Here is a 16184-nt window from a genome sequence, read left to right as displayed (position 1 = left end):
AGCGAAGAAGCCGACTACTTGTCGGCTTTTACTTTTTTGAGCTTGTTGCGAATAGAGAATCTGGGCTCTTTGCCCTGAACCAGTCGCACAATATTGTCTTTATGGCGGGCAATAATCAGGGTCGACAACATGGCCACCGGAATAGTGAATCGCTCATCCAGATAGTGGGTGTAAACCGGGGCCAGCAGGGCGGTCAATATGGCTGCCAGAGATGAGTAGCGGGTAATAAACACCATGACCAGCCAGGTTCCCATCAGCGCAAAAGCCAGACCTTCACCTATGGGCGCCATGGCACCAAAAGCGGTGGCAACCCCTTTACCGCCTTTAAAGTCGAAAAATACCGGATAGATGTGGCCAAGACAGGCGGCAATGGCGATGACTCCAAGCCACACGGCATTAATACCCATGATGTAGGCGAGATAGGCCGGGGCGGCGCCTTTCAGCATATCGAAAAACAGCACCATGGCAGCAGAACCTGCGCCGCCAATCCTCAACACATTGGTGGCACCGGGATTTCCTGACCCCTGAGTTCTGGGATCGGGTAAGCCTCTCATTTTACATACCAAAACGGCACTTGAGACCGAGCCTGCCAAATAGGCAGCCAATATCATAAAAATGGTCAGTGCAGCTTCGCTCAAATTGGTTTCCTTCTGGATCTGGGGTATTATCTGCGCCCTGAATGTCAGCCCAAAATTTCAGGCTGAAGGCATACTGCCAAGCCGTATCCTACTGAAGGATGCCAGCTAACACAAAGGGTATATCCCTCAGGTTGGCAATGCCGGGTGGACACCTTGGTTGCCGCGGATTGTAACCTGTCACGCAGCGCCAACTTGTCTGACCTCAGTCGTCATAACAGGAGAAATGTATGGATAAGGTCCTGATCCGTGGATTAAGTATCGATACTGTGATCGGTATCTATGAATGGGAAAAACAGATCCATCAGACCCTGGTGATAGATCTGGATATGGCGTGGGATAACCGGGCCGCGGCTGCAGGCGATGATTATGAGCACGCGCTCTGCTATGAAACTGTATCCAACAGACTGACGGCACTGATTACCGAAGACCCGATTGAATTGATTGAAACTGTGGCTGAAATGGTGGCCAGGTGTGTGATGGATGAATTCAATGTTCCCTGGGTCAAAGTCACTGTCATGAAACCCGGCGCGGTGAAGCATGCTCAATCAGTGGGCGTTGAAATAGAGCGCGGCCACATTTAACTGGAACTGCACCGGGGTATTTGCCCCGAATACAAATAACAAAAGAAGCAGCATGGCAAAAATATATATCAGTTTGGGCAGCAATATTGAGCCGGTGGCACATTTAACCGCCGGACTCAGAGATCTGACCCGGCACCTTGGGCAACTGGAACTCTCTTCTGTGTATGAGAGTGAAGCTGTTGGCTTTGATGGCACCAACTTCCTCAATATGGTGGCGGCTGCCGACACCAGTTTGTCAGTGGCCGAACTGAATAGCCTGTTCAAGCAAATTGAGCGGGACAATGGCCGATTACCCAGCGCCAAGAAGTTTGCCCCCCGCACGCTGGATCTGGATCTGCTGCTTTATGATGACCTGGTATGTGACTCCCCCATAGTGCTGCCCAGAGCGGAAATTACCGAGAACGCATTTGTTCTTTGGCCACTGGCGGAAATCGCACCTGAGCGGGTACACCCCACAACCGGGCTGAACTATCAGAGTTTGTGGGATGCTTATAACAAGCCTCAGAAACTTTGGGTCATTGAACTCACCTGGCCACCTCTGGTCTGATTTACCCATTTATTCAATACAAGGGAAACTATGGATACTCTGCAGGTCATTCTGCTGGCTCTGATCCAGGGCTTTACTGAATTTTTGCCTATCTCCAGCTCTGCGCACCTGATTTTGCCGGCGCAGCTTTTTGGTTGGGAAGATCAGGGGCTATCGTTCGATGTGGCTGTGCATATTGGTTCATTGCTGGCGGTAATCATCTATTTCCGCAAGGAAATTGTCGCCATGTTCAAGGCCTGGATAGCCAGTATCTTTAAGGGACAGCATTCAGACGACAGCAAGTTGGCCTGGTGGATTATTCTGGCGACTATCCCGGCTGTGGTTATCGGCTTTATGGCCAAGGACTGGGTGGAAAGCTTTCTGCGTGGCCCGGGGGTGATTGCCATTACGACTGTGGTGTTTGGTCTGCTGTTGTGGCTTGGTGACCGTATGGCCAAATGTGAGCTGACCGAATATCAGACGGGCTGGAAAAAAGCGCTGCTGATTGGTTTTGCTCAGGCGCTTGCCCTTATTCCGGGTACATCACGCAGTGGCGTAACCATGACCGCCGCTTTGATGCTGGGTCTGAATAAGGAAGCGGCAGCCCGTTTCTCATTCCTGATGTCTATCCCGGTTATTCTGGGTGCGGCTTTGCTGATGGGCAAAGACATAGTGACTGAAGGCCATGTGATTGACTGGCAGGCGATGGGACTGGGGGTGTTGCTCTCTTTTATCTCTGCCTATGTCTGTATTCACTTCTTCCTGAAGATTATCAGCCGTATGGGTATGACGCCATTTGTGATTTACCGTCTGGCGCTGGGTCTGTTCCTGTGTGGCTTTATTTTCCTGTAAGCTTGATGCTTGCGGACTGTAATATGTTGAATAACCCCGGCCGTTTGCCGGGGTTTCTATTTTTTCGGAATCAGTTATGACCGTTTCTCTCCAATGCCCTATTTGCCGTCAGCCTTTGAGTCAGTATCTGACCAGTAAGGATCTGCACTGCAGCAACAAACATCAGTTCCCTTTTACTCAGGTCCACGAAGAGCGGGGATACTGGGTGTTCGGCAAGGGCAAAAAGCAGCAGGTGCTGTCCCGTGCACAAATGCGATCCAGACTCTTTCTGCTGAGTGGAGGCTTGCAGGCATCGCTGATCGAGGCGATGACAGCACAGTTGATGCCAGAGCTGTCTGGCCAGTCGACTCTCTCCTGGCTGGATTATGAATCCGCCGAAGGCTTTTACCTGAGGGCGCTGGCGGAGTCTCTGGCGCAGCAACAAGCTGAACTGACACTGGAGCGTTATGGGTTTGCCGAGGCGGATAATGCCCTGTTCGCGGCCGCTAAAGCGGGCAGTGATGAGGTGTACGCGCAATGTTCGTCCAAGGGGCTTCCCTATGTCGACAACAGCTTTGATCTGCTGACGGTTATCGACAAACCTCTCAAGGGGAAAGAAGCGGTCCGTGTGCTGAAAGAAGGCGGACTGGCCTTGATAGTGATCCCCGCCAGCCGCCATTTATGGCAGCTGCGCACTCAGGTGTTTGCGGATCTCGCCGAGAAAGAGGTGAGTATCAACCTGCCCAAAGAGCTGGAGCTTGTTGCATCAACACGTATTCAGTGGAATGCGGATGTAGACGGTGAACAGGCGCTGACGCTGCTGGATATGACGCCTTATGCCTGGCGTGCCAATGACAAGCTGAAAAGCAAAATTGCCAGAGAATCGATTAACGGCTTAGAGATGGATTATTTGGTGGTGTTGGCCAGAAAGAGCCGGGGAGAATAACAGGGGAGGTGTATCGGCAATACAGGGTATTGCCGATACCAACACATTACTTCTTGTAAGAAGAAGCCATGTTGTCGATGCGGTCGTTGGCGCGCTTGGCTTCAGCTTGTGCGTCCATAGCAGCAGCTTTAGCAGCTTTAGCGTCAGCAGAAACTTTACCCTGCTCAGCCTTCAGAGAGCTAACTTCAGCAGACAGCTGGTCTACTTTGTTGCCCAGGTTTGCAACGCTTGCTTCCAGTGCATCGGTGTTGGCACAGCCACCCAGCATAGCAGTCATAGCTACACCAGCAACCATCATTAACTTTTTGTTCATTGGAGTAATCCCTTTAAAGATAGTGTGGATTAAAAGGCCACAGTCCCCTGAGGTCGACTGCAACCGCATAATTATGTCATAGCCAATTTAATTTGCTATGAAAAATCATGGAATCGGTCAAAACGATAGCGAATATTCACCTTTTTTCAAAGGACTAAATGGTCTGATTTAGCATATTCACAGTTTGCTTACATCAAATGTGTGACATTGCTTAAATTCTGACAGCATATTCATTCGCCGCTTTTGCAATTCGTCACGAATTTCGGGTCCTTTAAAACCTGCATCAACAATCTGTTTGACTTCAACTGCCGCTGCAATTTTATAAGCCTCATGCAGATAATCAGCCTGAGGGTAATCTGCATTTTCGAAGCCGGTGCGACCACGACTATCTGCCTGACAAACCAACAAAAGCTTTTCGAGTCTTTCGGGTTTACGCCAGATATCGGCCTTATCAAACTGCTTTAGCAATGTTTCCGGTCTTAATTCGAAAGCATTGTGCAGATTTTGGTGCAGGTCACTGGCCAATAACGCCAGGTCACGATACTCGTTGGGAACACGTAACCGCTGGCAAAATTCCCGTATGGGTTTCAGACCTTTCTGACCGTGGCCATGGTGTTTTGGCCATTGCGCTTCAGGTGTCAGGGCTTTACCCAAATCATGAATCATGGCGGCAAAGCGCACACTTTTATCAGTGGTGAGTCTGGCTGCCTGCTCCAGCACCATCAGCGTATGGATACCTGTGTCGATTTCCGGGTGCCACTTTTCAGGTTGGGGGACGCCGAACAGGGCATGGATTTCCGGCATCAATATCGGCAGGGCGTTACACTCTTTCAGTACCTGCAGGAACACCTGTGGATGATCTGTGGCCAGGGCTTTATCCAGCTCTTGCCAAACCCGTTCAGGGGTTAAGGCATCAAGCTCACCGCTGGCAGCTATCTCCTGCATCAGCGACATCGTTTCCGGGGCTATGGTAAACCCCTGAGCGGCAAATCGCGCCGCAAAACGTGCAACCCTGAGCACCCGTAGAGGGTCTTCAATAAATGCGGGGGAGACATGGCGCAATACTCTGGCGTCAATATCAGCCTGACCACCATAGGGGTCATGAAGCTCTCCTGAGTCATCCAGCGCAATAGCATTGATGGTCAAATCGCGCCTGAGCAGGTCCTGCTCCAGAGTGACATCCGGGGCGGCATGGCAGGCAAAGCCTCCATAACCTGCGCCTGTCTTACGCTCGGTTCTGGCCAGGGCATGCTCTTCTTTGGTTTTGGGGTGCAGGAATACCGGGAAGTCTCTGCCCACCTGTTCATAGCCCAACGCCAACATTTGCTCAGGCGTGGCACCTACCACCATATAGTCTCTGTCTTTTACCGGCAGACCCAGAAGCTGATCCCTGACTGCACCGCCGACCAGATAGATTTTCACGCTGTACTTCTCGCTTTGAAATTTGTCGTAAGCATAACACCGGTGGCAAAAAAGCGATAAAGTCAGCCCGCTTTTTGACATCCTTATGCTGGCGCTATACCTTGAGCAAAACTTTTCAGAGCATCTGTTTACAGGGTATGTATAAGGCTTTCTTCGGGTTGAATGACAACCCATTTTCCATTGCGCCCAATCCTCATTATCTGTTTCTCAGTGACAGGCACAGAGAAGCACTGGCGCACCTGACTTATGGACTGGGTGAAACCGGTGGTTTCGTGCTGCTGACCGGGGAGGTGGGGACAGGAAAAACCACCGTCAGTCGATGTTTGTTGCAGCAGTTACCTGACAATACAGATACCGCCTTTATTCTGAACCCCTCGCTGACCGAGCAGGAGCTGTTGGCCACCCTGTGTGATGAGCTGAAGATTTCCTATGGCGACAACCCCAGCCTCAAGCAGCTGACAGATCTGCTCAGCCAATATTTGCTGAAGAATCATGAGGCGGGGCGAAACACAGTATTGATTATTGATGAGGCTCAACATCTCAGGCCAGAGGTGCTTGAACAACTGCGGCTACTCACCAATCTGGAGACAGATACCAAAAAACTGCTGCAGGTAATATTGATTGGTCAGCCTGAACTGCAACAGCTGCTTAAGCGCCAGGAGCTGCGTCAGCTGGCCCAACGCATTACGGCCAGATATCACTTGTTGCCTTTGAGCGAGCAGGAACTCGGCTTATATGTGCAGCACAGATTGCAGGTTGCCGGACGTCATGAACCGCTGTTTACGGCCAAAGCGATTAAGGCTCTGCATAAAGCCACCGGTGGTATTCCCCGTTTAAGCAACCTGATTTGCGAAAGAGCTTTGATGGCTGCCTATGCACAGTCCAAAGTGCCGGTGGACCATAAGATGGTGCAAACTGCAGCGGCAGAAGTGTTGGGAGAGGAGCCCGAAACCGCCCGTAACTGGTGGTCCATGGTCGCTGGTGTGGGGTTTGTAATAGCATTCGGCGCTGTGTTTTATGCGCTGCAATCCGGTGATAAATCCGCTGCGGAGCCTGCCACCGTTCAGCCTGTAGCGGCATCCTCACAGCCTGTCGTCACAGAGCCTGTTTCCACTGAAGCTGCCAATACTGAATTGGCCGGGAATGGTACCGCTCAGAGCAACAGTCTGGGGCAAAGACAGCTGCAGCGGGCGCTGGAGCAGAGCGGCAATATAGATACTGCATTCGCAGCTTTGCTGGGGTTGTGGAACCGGACTCCCTATCAGGATATGAGTCCTTGCCAGGCGGCCACACTTCAGGGCCTTGCCTGTTTTCAGCAGCAGGGTAACAGTGCATCAATTCTCAGGCTGAACTATCCGGCAGTGGTTTATCTCCACAGTGGCAGTACCGAGGCTTTCGGCACCCTGATCTCCCGTGACGGTGAGGAACTGCTGTTGCAACTGGGCGAGCAGCAGTTCTGGGTCAGCCGGGATTGGTTTGAACGTCACTTCAGCGGTGTGTTTGAGATTCTGTGGCAACCTGATCAGGATGCCAGCCAGCCCATCGGCCCGCACTCTTCTCAGCCTCAGTTACAATGGTTGGAAAACTCGCTGGCGATGGTGGATAAGGTCCCGGCCCGACTGGTTAATGGTTATGACAGCCAGCTGGAGCAGCGACTGAAAACCTTCCAGCGCCAACATGGCCTGCAGGCTGATGGTATTGCCGGCAGTCAAACGCTGACACAGCTGGGCCTGTATCTGAGTCAGTCAGGTCCAAGACTGAGCAGCGGGGAGCAGTTCTGATGTCTATTTTGCTCGATGCAGTGATACGCAATAAACAGCAGGGACAGTTGCCTGATCCCGCCACTGCGCCAAGAAGCTATGAACAGGCACAGCGACGCTGGCCAGTCAAAGCGACTGCCGCTGTAGTGATAAGTTTACTGGCGGGGGCCGGGGCGGCTTTTGGCTTGAATTTGCTGCTGAATAAAGAGGACACAGGTCTTCCTGTGACCGCTCCTGTTAGTGCTCCTGTGACTATCCCTGCGCCCGAGCAGGCTCTGGTACCAGCTCAAGCAAGCAATTCAGCTGTGGCAAAGGCTGGTGCTAAATCCACTCAGAGTGCCGAGGTCCGTCTCGCCGGGCGTGGTAATTTGCCCGTGGCTCAGCCAAGCCCTGTGACGCATGCCAGTGGTGCCAATCGGTCAGGAACTCTGCCAGCCATGGCGTCTCAAACTCGCAGAGATATGAGACCAACAACACCTGCCGGTCAGAGCCAGGCTGCGGCAAGCTCTGGCACCCAGCCTTTGGTTCTGGGTGCCAATACGGATTTGACGCCTGAGCAGTTAGAGATTTTACGCCGGGAAGCCGGTACTTCGCCCGAGGGCATGGCAGATCTGGGGCGGGAGGCGAGAGAGGAGCAGGAAAATCTGTTGGCTGCCTTTGAACAGGCGCTGAAAGAGGTTGAATATCAGCATTCGGTAAATGAAGGTGTGACGCCAAAATCGCTGGATCCTATTCCTGAGCCTCAGGATACCGGCCTGCCAAAATATGGCGATCTGCCGCTGTCACTGCAACAGCAGGTGCCGGATTTCAATATCGTTGCTCACGTCTATGCCAGCAACCCGAACAACCGTTGGCTTAATGTGGATGGTCGGGAGTTGCAGCAGGGTGACACCATAGGTGGCAAGCTGAAGATAGTGGAGATCCGCCCAAGGGACGTGATACTTGAGATTGGCGGAACAGAGTTTACTGTGCCGGCGATATAGTTTGCTGAACCTAAAAACAAAAAGGACGCCCGTGGGCGTCCTTTTTCGTTCTGGCTTGAGCGCTGATTAAGCGGCAGCGATACGGGCCAGTACACGGTCAGCTGCAGCCAGTGTGGCCTGCAGCTCTTCTTCACCGTGGGCCATTGACAGGAAGCCTGCCTCATAGGCGCTTGGTGCCAGGTAAACACCTTCGTCCAGCATGCCGTGATAGAAGGCGCGGAAGTGTTCCATATTGCACTTGGTTACCTGCTCAAACAGGGTTACCTGAGGCTCGTCAGTAAAGAAGAAACCGAACATGCCGCCAACATAGTTGATGCTCATTGGAATACCGTGCTTGTCAGCTGCAGCTTTGAAACCTTCAGCGATACGCTTGGTCTTGGCCGCCAACTCTTCATACAGGCCTTCTTCACACAGGGCTTCCATCTGAGCCAGACCTGCAGACATGGCGATTGGGTTACCGGACAGAGTACCTGCCTGGTAAACCGGACCGGTAGGCGCAATAAACTGCATAACGTCTTTACGGCCACCAAAAGCACCTACAGGCATACCGCCGCCGATAACCTTACCCAGAGTGGTCAGATCAGGCTTGATGCCGTAGTGACCCTGAGCGCCGCTCTTGGAAACACGGAAACCCGTCATCACTTCGTCGATAATCAGCAGGGCGCCGAACTCATCACACAGAGCGCGCAGGCCTTCCAGGAAGCCAGCAACCGGAGGAATACAGTTCATGTTGCCTGCAACCGGCTCCAGAATGATACAGGAGATGGAATCCGGGTACTGCTCGAACATCGCCTTTACAGAATCCAGGTCGTTGTATACCGCGGTCAGAGTGTGCTTGGCGAAGTCTTCTGGGATACCAGGAGAGCTTGGCTGACCCAGAGTCAGGGCGCCCGAACCAGCTTTTACCAGCAGACAATCAGCGTGGCCATGGTAGCAGCCCTCAAACTTCAGGATCTTGTCACGGCCGGTAAAACCACGGGCCAGACGGATTGCACTCATGGTGGCTTCAGTACCTGAGCTCACCATACGCACCATCTCCATGGAAGGAACCATTTCGATTACCTTCTCAGCCATGGTCACTTCCAGCTCAGTTGGCGCACCGAAAGACAGACCGTTTTCCACTGCATCCAGCACAGCCTGACGGATTTTAGGGTGGTTATGGCCCAGGATCATTGGGCCCCATGAACCTACGTAGTCGATGTACTTGTTGCCGTCAGCGTCATAGATGTAGGCACCATCGGCTTTCTCAATAAAGCGTGGAGTACCACCCACACCATTGAATGCACGTACCGGGGAGTTAACACCGCCGGGGATGGTTTGTTTTGCCTGTTCAAACAGCGTTTCGGAACGGGTCATCTTATTTCCTTGTTCGTGTTGTTCCGGCGTGGCCGGTTTGGTCTTGCTTTCCGCCGGGGCGGAAAATCCTGAATTCTGTGGGGAGTTTCCTCCCATAGACGCCCAATTGTGGGGCAGCGACCGCCAATGTCAATGGCGGGGATCACAGGATAAAGCAAATTGTTGTCACTCTGGCGTCAGTACCTGTGTTACTGGCGTTGGAGTTATATCAATTTTAACTAAAGTGGCTGTTTTAAATCAGAGATATAGCTGTTCGCGCTATAGTGAAAACTCAGGATTGAGGGCACTATCCAGTTAACTGAGAGGAGTGCTGTAAAGGTGGGATATGACGCAACAGGGTAACTGCCGATTGGTGTTGCTGCCGGGGATGGATGGCACAGGCAAGTTGTTTGTTCCTTTACTCAGACATTTGACCGGTGTCAGGGTGCAGGTCATCGGCTTACCCCAGGGAGGACCTCAGGATTACCCTGCGCTGGCAGAATATGTGAAACGTCAACTTCCTGAGGGAGACGTTATTTTGTTGGCAGAGTCATTTTCCGGCGGAATCGCAGCATGCCTGTCACGGCAATCCCTGCCCAACCTCAAAGGCATTATCTTTGTGGCAAGCTTTCTGTCATCACCACAGCCATTGCTGTCGGCCATTGCCTCACGTTTGTTTAGGCTGCTTTCTCCCGCTCAACTCGTGAATCTGCCACTGGCAAACCGGGTTATACGTCGATATTTTCTGGAACGAGAGGCGAGCGACAGGCAAATCGCAGATCTGAAAGAGGCGATCACAGCGGTTGATCCGCGCGTGTTGGCCAGGCGACTTGAGCTTATCAGCCAAATGCGGTTTGAAAGGTTTAACTCTCAGGTCCCCGCTGTATGCCTGCAGGCTGAGGAGGACACATTGGTCGGGGCCGATAAGCTTAACGACTTCAGGCAGGCATATATGGGGATGATGCTGGCGAAGCTGCCCGGCTCACATTTTACCTTAAACACTCACCCGGAAGCCGGTGTAAGGGCGATTTTACAAGGGGTTGATTGGTTGCTGGCAAAAGGTGATTCCATTGAGTAAACCAGAGATTTATACCCTGGATTTTCGGGAGACAAAAACACACTCGGACCTGGTTGCCGTGTTTAATTCAGGGCTGTTTACTGCTTTTGATGGATATTGTCGAGGACATCCGGATGCATTCAATAATCTGCTTTCGTGGAATGATAACGGGCGTTACCAGGTGATCATATTTGGGCGTCAGCAGGCTTCGGCTGTGCTTGCATAGGAGTGCAACAGTGGGTTAGGTCTCAGCTGGGCCGGATTGGAAGCCATACTGAAGGATAACGACCAGTGGTTAAGTGTGGAGTTTTGCTAATGTTCTCACTCAAAAGGAGATGGGAGGTTAAATGCCAGAGGTAACTGAAGGCCTGAGTATCACACGCGATGCCAGAAGCGACAGCCTGTTCCGTATTCTGCTGCTTACTGGTGGCGTGGTGCTGGCCTGGTACCTGGGGCAGTTTCTGGAGTCAGTGCTCGCTGGCGCGCCTTTGGATAAAACGCGCCCCTATTCGTCAGGTTATGTCTCTGAACAAGCTGCAGAGATTTTTAAATATGTGTTTTACCTGCTTGCTCTATTGCTCTTGTCAGGGTCGTTTATTCCCTCCCTCTATATGTTTATCAAGGGGGGACAATGGCATGTTACGGTCAATGCTGATGGCATTGATTGGCACTCCCCCATTGCGCGCTATGAAGCGTCTTTTCATTACCCTTTGACGGATATCGACTGCATAGTTGATATCCGGCTTGATAGTGGCAGGTTTGTCCTACACGAAAAATACCTGCTGCTTAAAGGTGGCCGTAAGCACCCGCTAAAGAGCTTCTCCGGCATGGATATCGAGGCGATATATGCTGAACTGGAACGCCTAGGCATCCCTGTTTGTAAAACTCCGCCGCCATCAGTACAGGAAGCAAAGGGCGGGGAATCATAACGGGGATCCAGTAAGGTGGGTGCCGGTAGTCTTGCGAAGCAGTCACGGCTATGGCTGTTGGTATCAGCATTAAGCTGACGTTCTGGTTTAACAAGGGCGCTGTGGATTTAACCCCTTGGCCTTTGCAAAGGCTCTGCGTGCTGCCGGAGCGAAAGTGGGCGTGAGCTTGTATCTACAGGGGAAAGCTGTCAGGTTGACTTTTCAGCCCTGATAAATAAAAAAACACCTAATGCGTATATTCCCTTTGCCTTGTCTGTTGTTTCTGTTTTGCCTTACTTCTCTGCCTGCCTTAAGCACGACTGAGGCCCATTCCCGGCCAGGAACAGAGCTTGTGGTGCTTGGCATCGCTCAGGATGCGGGTTACCCGCAAACACTTTGCTATCGACCCCATTGTATGCCCGCCTGGCAGGATAAGTCACTGCGCAAAATGGCCACCTCTCTGGCAGTGGTTGACCATATCCACAAGGCCCAGTATCTGTTTGAAGCGACCCCGGACTTACCCCAGCAACTGTATTTACTGCAGCAGGAGTGGTCCAATCCGGACTACCAGCTGCAAGGTGTGTTTCTTACCCATGCGCATATGGGCCACTACACTGGCTTGATGCACTTTGGCCGCGAATCAGCATCCACGAAGCAACTGCCCGTTTATGCCATGCCACAAATGCGCTCATTCCTTGAAAATAATGGTCCCTGGTCGCAACTGGTTAAGCTGAACAATATCGAACTTAAGGAGCTACAAAATAAACGTGAAGTTGTGCTTGGGAATGTGAGGGTAACTCCTGTGTTGGTGCCCCACAGAGATGAGTTCAGTGAGACTGTTGGCTATCTGATCAAGGGAAAAACAAAAACCGCATTGTTCATTCCCGATATAGATAAATGGGAAAAGTGGGATACCGCCATTGAGGAGCTGATCCCTCAGGTGGATTATGCCTTGCTGGATGCGACCTTTTACAGCGCTGATGAACTCAAGGGGCGCACTATGGCTGAAGTACCGCACCCTCTGGTTGTCGAGTCCATGAACAGGTTCCGGGAATTGCCTCCAGAGCAAAAGCGCAAAGTGATTTTTATCCACCTGAACCATACCAATCCATTGCTGGACAGTAGCAGCCCAGAGTCGTTGGCCGTGACAGATGCGGGGTTCAGGGTTGCCAGCGAAGGCCTGGTTTTACCCCTTTGATATCTTGATGTTGCTGAAACAGGAGACACCCATGTTTAAACCTGGTGTGTGGTTTGTCGCTATCGGACTCTTGCTGACAGGCAATGTCAGTGCCGATACCCCTAATCTTGTCTATCTCAAACCCGGACAGTCATCTCCAGCCGCAGATCTGCAGGCTGTTGCCTGGCTTGCCGGCCATTGGCAAGGGACGGCATTGGGTGGTGACGTCGAAGAGGTATGGTCGCCCCCTTTGGGGGACAGCATGATGGGAGCATTTAAATTAACAAAGCAGGGGAAAACTCAGTTCTACGAACTCGAAACTATCGTGCAGGAGCAAGGCTCTTTGGTGTTCAGGTTGAAGCATTTTGGCCCTCAACTTGTGGGCTGGGAGGCAAAAGAACAGAGTGTGGCTTACCCCCTGGTTCGGGTGACAGATAACAGGGTGTACTTTAGTGGCCTCACCCTTGAGCGTCATGATGACCAGCGCATCAGCGTTTATGTTGCCCATAAAAAGGGGGGAGAAACCAGTGAGTTGGTATTCAATTATCACAGAGTGGAATTTGTGCGGCCGGACGCCAACCTTGAGGTGATTACGCCGGTAAAATAGATGAATCAAGAGCTTTGCGCTGGCTTAGTTCGTAATGGGTACGGTTTTTGGTGTGTGTAATTATAAAGCGCTATTTAATTGGTTGTATATGCTGATTAAATTGCTGTAAGTGGTGTTATTATCTGTTGTTTTTGGTGGAAAAAGCTGAGAAGTTGCATGGGATATGCACGAATTCACCGGAGATCACTGGATGATGAATCGAGAGCCGGATGCTTCCCGTCTGAGTGCCAGGCAGTTGGAGATTCTGGAGTTGGTCAGTAAGGGCTGCTCAAACCCTGAAATTGCTGAATTGCTGCACCTGTCACTAAACACAGTCAAAACCCACCTTGCCAATATTCTCAAGACCTTACATGTCAGCAATCGGATTGAAGCGTCTGTTTGGTTTGAGCAGTACACACGGCAGCAAACAGCGGATCACCGCAAGTTACAGCTCTTTATCAGAACTCAGGATTTTCCGGTCGGCACTTCTGGCTCTGCACTTCACTCTGTGGTGGATCTGCTCAGTCGCTGGGAGCTGCTGCAGGTTCACTTTGTTTCCGATATGAAGCTGCCGGAAACGGTGAATTCAGGTCATGAATTTTACTGTTTGACCCTGAGATATCAGCGCAGCGAAGGTATCGACCAGCTGGTTCCCGATCTGCAGTATTTTGAGCCCCTGCAGATATCCGGTGTCATGATTTGGCAGGGAATGCCGATTCCACTGCAATCCCCCCCGCAAACTCTGTTGCTGAGAAAGTCAGGCACGGTATTCAATAAAGTTATCGCCAATCATGCCACTGTGCATAAGGGAATGTCTGACGCCGTCTCGAGAGGGTATGAGGTTATTTACACCACAGAGTACAAGATTAAGCACAGAACTCCGGCGCATATGAAGGAGGTAAGAGAGCTGCTGAAGCAGCAATTGCCCTCTCACCCTGATTGGGCTCTGCTTAATGCTTATTCTGTTATGGCACTGTATGCCGGAATTGTAGAGGGGTATTTCCCCATTACTCCTGAACTGATAGAGGAGCTGGCCGTCAGTGCCCAGAAAGCCTGTAACCTGATGCCAGACTCTGCCTATTCCAGGTTGGCCTTTAGCCTGCATTGCCTGTTGCAGAGCCGGTTTGCAGATGCGGCGGAGCATATTGAGCTGGCACTGGAGGCCAACCCTGCGCTTGAATTTGCGCTGTTCCTGGTAGGTCAGATAGCCGCACTGAATGGCCATTATGATGAGGCTAAAAGTCATTACCAAAACTATCTGGAAATCTATCCTGAAGGACACCATTCGGGGCGTTGTTATGCCGGACTGACCGTAGTGCACTATCTGGCAGGGGAGTTTGATACCTGTAAGCAGACCGCCGAAAAAGCCCTGCTCTACAACCAAACCATACAGGCCGGGGTCTGTATGATTTTGCTCAGCATCGCCGTTATGGAAGAGGACAAAGCGCAACAGCAGGAGCTCCTGGGGCGATTGACCGCTATCATGAAGGACAATCCCCTCAAGGTGACCAATCTGGAGCAACTTGTGATGCGTATTGTCCCCCCCGACCATGCCAAAGCCTTTGTGGCCAACATGGAGAAAGCCGGAATAGTATTGTCGGCCCTGATTAAGCCTGAATCCGAACAATAGCGCCGGGGTAACCGGGAGCCCGGATTAACGAACGCTGGCATTCAGGAGCCATAGATAAACCCCAGTTTCCCCTCTGCGGTCAGGTTGGTGCAGTTATCCTTTAGACAGGCAGGGGTCACAAACGCATCCTGATACTCGCTGAAAGCACTTTGCAACTGTGTTTGAGCCTGATCACCAAGTCCGGCGACATAATCACTGAACAGACCTGCAATATAATCCAGCAACTCGGTATCCAGACCATGGGCGCTTACCAACTGTGCCTGAGCGCCTGGCAGTTGCGCCGCCAGTTGCCCTGTCAGTGTCGCAGTCAGCTGGCCGTCCTGGGTATTGAATTGAAAGCTCCCCTGAGTCCTGAGGTTATCCAGTGCCTGTCCGGGAGAGTTTAGCTGCAACTTTCCCCCTTCAATTTCGAGCGCATAGCCATTGCCTGCATCGCTGAAACTGACGGCAACATATTGGGAGCAGACAAAATAGTACTTGCCCGGCTCATGGGTCATGGTATCGATTTTATAGGCCAGATACTTAAGCAGCTGCAATAGCAGGTCCACTTTGGTACCGCTGGGTGCCAGATCCCGAAACAGGATTAAAAGCCCCAGCATCACCAGCCAGGTTTTGTCATAGATCACTTTGCCTTCGTAACTTTCTGCGGCATTGATCACCGGCGTCATATCCGGATTGGCCATACGTCTCACATACCAGGTGTAGTAGTGGGGGTCATTGGTGTCCTGGCTGTCGTGGAGTTTACGCAGGCCAACTCCGCCAAGAGTGTCATCAATAAGCAGATATTTTGGCTCTGCAGCAGTGCTGTCCGGGGCAGGGCCCACAAACAGGGCTGAGTGGCACACATCACTGCCGGTCAGCAGCATGATCATACGGTCCAGATTGCGGGTTGGGTTGGATGGTCGCAGATCGCCGACCATCAGCAGTACATCGCCCGGCTTAAGTTGTGCCAGAGTCATTTGGGCTGTCATGGTATCGCTCTCCGGTTAAGGGGGAATACGGGGTTACAGCTTGTTGGGAGAAAGACTATATTGAAGCCACCATCACCCCAATACTGTCAAGCTCATGGTAAATGGCGTGGTTTTCATCTTCATCGGCAAAGCCGTTCATCGCCTGCCTGGCGGCGCTGCTGTAGCCTATGGCCAATACCCATCGGGCACCCGGGTTTGGTGCCGGGTAGTAAGCCAGTTTGGTGATATCACTTGCGACTGAAGCTATCAGTCGGGTTCCGGCATTGGTGGCGCTTTCTACCTTAAGCTCGATGGCGTATTGGCCCTGAGTGTCTCCGGCAAGAAAGTCCAGACTCCAGTTGTCATGGGGTGCGGGGTAAGCCACTTCCCGTGCTACTGATTTATCGGCAGCCCGGAGGATTTTTACCATCTCTACCTGCATCCAGAGTTCCCAGGCAGCTCCTGTTTCAATAGTCTCTGCAATGTCTGTGCGTTTGGCCAGCACCAGATCTGAAAGGTCGTTGGCGTTCATAATAATGAC

Annotated in this window: 17 protein-coding genes; 11 read left to right on the top strand and 6 right to left on the bottom strand. The window is 51.8% G+C overall.

Annotated features, from left to right (window positions below):
* Nucleotides 1-14 precede the first annotated feature (14 nt).
* Nucleotides 15-638, bottom strand: coding sequence for a glycerol-3-phosphate 1-O-acyltransferase PlsY (gene plsY, locus L2725_RS06630; RefSeq protein ID WP_115135836.1), 624 nt, complete (start codon nt 636-638; stop codon nt 15-17).
* Nucleotides 639-865: 227 nt separating this feature from the next.
* Here plsY and folB point away from each other — a divergent pair, with 227 nt between their 5' ends.
* The 4 genes from folB (at nt 866) to L2725_RS06610 (ending at nt 3522) form a co-directional block, all read left to right on the top strand.
* Entirely contained in the window at nt 866-1219 is a 354-nt protein-coding gene (gene folB / locus L2725_RS06625) for a dihydroneopterin aldolase (protein WP_115135835.1), read from the top strand.
* Between the two features lie 52 nt (nt 1220-1271).
* A complete protein-coding gene (gene folK / locus L2725_RS06620; RefSeq protein ID WP_249248222.1) occupies nt 1272-1766 on the top strand; it encodes a 2-amino-4-hydroxy-6-hydroxymethyldihydropteridine diphosphokinase in 495 nt (164 codons plus the stop codon).
* Between the two features lie 30 nt (nt 1767-1796).
* Nucleotides 1797-2597, top strand: coding sequence for an undecaprenyl-diphosphate phosphatase (locus L2725_RS06615; RefSeq protein WP_249248221.1), 801 nt, complete (start codon nt 1797-1799; stop codon nt 2595-2597).
* Between the two features lie 76 nt (nt 2598-2673).
* On the top strand, nt 2674-3522 hold the full coding sequence (locus tag L2725_RS06610; protein ID WP_249248220.1) for a class I SAM-dependent methyltransferase: 849 nt from the start codon (nt 2674-2676) through the stop codon (nt 3520-3522).
* A gap of 46 nt (nt 3523-3568) precedes the next feature.
* Here the strand turns inward: L2725_RS06610 and L2725_RS06605 are convergent, their stop codons facing one another.
* The gene (locus L2725_RS06605) at nt 3569-3835 is read right to left on the bottom strand and encodes an Lpp/OprI family alanine-zipper lipoprotein (RefSeq protein WP_115135831.1); all 267 of its coding nucleotides are present in this window, start codon (nt 3833-3835) and stop codon (nt 3569-3571) included.
* Nucleotides 3836-4012: 177 nt separating this feature from the next.
* A complete protein-coding gene (locus tag L2725_RS06600; protein WP_249248219.1) occupies nt 4013-5257 on the bottom strand; it encodes a multifunctional CCA addition/repair protein in 1245 nt (414 codons plus the stop codon).
* Nucleotides 5258-5394: 137 nt separating this feature from the next.
* Between L2725_RS06600 and L2725_RS06595 the strand changes: the two genes are divergently transcribed.
* Both L2725_RS06595 and L2725_RS06590 read left to right on the top strand, forming a co-directional pair.
* On the top strand, nt 5395-7038 hold the full coding sequence (locus tag L2725_RS06595; RefSeq protein WP_249248647.1) for an ExeA family protein: 1644 nt from the start codon (nt 5395-5397) through the stop codon (nt 7036-7038).
* Nucleotides 7038-8000 (top strand): general secretion pathway protein GspB, encoded by a 963-nt coding sequence (locus L2725_RS06590; protein ID WP_249248218.1) that lies wholly within the window; start codon nt 7038-7040, stop codon nt 7998-8000. Before L2725_RS06595 ends, L2725_RS06590 begins: the two co-directional genes overlap by 1 nt.
* A gap of 66 nt (nt 8001-8066) precedes the next feature.
* Here the strand turns inward: L2725_RS06590 and hemL are convergent, their stop codons facing one another.
* Complete coding sequence (hemL, locus tag L2725_RS06585; RefSeq protein ID WP_115135829.1) at nt 8067-9356, bottom strand: glutamate-1-semialdehyde 2,1-aminomutase; 1290 nt, start codon at nt 9354-9356, stop codon at nt 8067-8069.
* 325 nt (nt 9357-9681) lie between these two features.
* On the opposite strand from hemL, the gene L2725_RS06580 reads away from it, so the two are divergent.
* The 5 genes from L2725_RS06580 (at nt 9682) to L2725_RS06560 (ending at nt 14693) form a co-directional block, all read left to right on the top strand.
* A complete protein-coding gene (locus L2725_RS06580; RefSeq protein ID WP_249248217.1) occupies nt 9682-10413 on the top strand; it encodes an alpha/beta fold hydrolase in 732 nt (243 codons plus the stop codon).
* Nucleotides 10414-10739: 326 nt separating this feature from the next.
* Entirely contained in the window at nt 10740-11321 is a 582-nt protein-coding gene (locus L2725_RS06575; RefSeq protein ID WP_249248216.1) for a hypothetical protein, read from the top strand.
* A gap of 331 nt (nt 11322-11652) precedes the next feature.
* A complete protein-coding gene (locus tag L2725_RS06570; protein WP_249248215.1) occupies nt 11653-12498 on the top strand; it encodes an MBL fold metallo-hydrolase in 846 nt (281 codons plus the stop codon).
* Between the two features lie 31 nt (nt 12499-12529).
* On the top strand, nt 12530-13084 hold the full coding sequence (locus tag L2725_RS06565) for a DUF6265 family protein (protein ID WP_249248214.1): 555 nt from the start codon (nt 12530-12532) through the stop codon (nt 13082-13084).
* 190 nt (nt 13085-13274) lie between these two features.
* On the top strand, nt 13275-14693 hold the full coding sequence (locus tag L2725_RS06560) for a LuxR C-terminal-related transcriptional regulator (RefSeq protein WP_249248213.1): 1419 nt from the start codon (nt 13275-13277) through the stop codon (nt 14691-14693).
* 41 nt (nt 14694-14734) lie between these two features.
* Here L2725_RS06560 and L2725_RS06555 read toward each other — a convergent pair whose 3' ends face one another.
* Together L2725_RS06555 and L2725_RS06550 are read right to left on the bottom strand one after the other, a co-directional pair.
* Nucleotides 14735-15664, bottom strand: coding sequence for a hypothetical protein (locus tag L2725_RS06555; protein WP_249248212.1), 930 nt, complete (start codon nt 15662-15664; stop codon nt 14735-14737).
* 55 nt (nt 15665-15719) lie between these two features.
* Nucleotides 15720-16175: a hypothetical protein gene (locus L2725_RS06550; RefSeq protein WP_248935104.1), complete on the bottom strand. Its 456-nt coding sequence runs from the start codon at nt 16173-16175 to the stop codon at nt 15720-15722.
* Between the last annotated feature and the right edge of the window lie 9 nt (nt 16176-16184).

The organism is Shewanella corallii (assembly GCF_023349125.1).
GTDB classification, from domain to species: Bacteria; Pseudomonadota; Gammaproteobacteria; order Enterobacterales; family Shewanellaceae; genus Shewanella; species Shewanella corallii.
Note: the sequence above shows the minus strand (reverse complement) of the source record. Positions and strands in the feature narration are given on the sequence as shown.